Origin of the sequence: Allochromatium palmeri (genome assembly GCF_009720725.1) — a bacterium.
GTDB lineage: Bacteria > Pseudomonadota > Gammaproteobacteria > Chromatiales > Chromatiaceae > Thermochromatium > Thermochromatium palmeri.
This window is the reverse complement of the sequence record NZ_WNKT01000194.1, coordinates 1-313: the sequence shown is the minus strand read 5'-3', so window position 1 is coordinate 313 and position 313 is coordinate 1. Positions and strand designations below refer to the sequence as shown.

1 pseudogene is annotated in these 313 nt (G+C 65.2%); it reads left to right on the top strand.

Features of this window, described 5'->3' with window-relative positions:
• Positions 1-190: pseudogene (locus GJ668_RS20270) on the top strand (hypothetical protein); the annotation flags it as partial.
• Positions 191-313 lie beyond the last annotated feature (123 nt).

Here is a 313-nt window from a genome sequence, read left to right as displayed (position 1 = left end):
ACGCGACCCCGAGGCCATCCTCAAACGCTTCGATCCCGAGGAGCGCCTCAAGGGCCTGGATGCCGAGGAGCGCCTCAGGGGCTTGGATGCCGAGGAGCGGCTCAGGGGCTTGGATGCCGAGGAGCGGCTCAGGGGCTTGGATCCAACCCTCATCGAAGTCTGGCTAGCCAAACAGCGACGGGATCATTGAGCGCCGGAGGCCGGGACATCCTTCTCATTCAGCTCGGCCTGCTGAACGATGTCCAGATCGCACAGGCTACCGGACTGAGCGTGGCGCAGATCGAAGCCGTGCGCACGAGCGGAACGCCCTGAG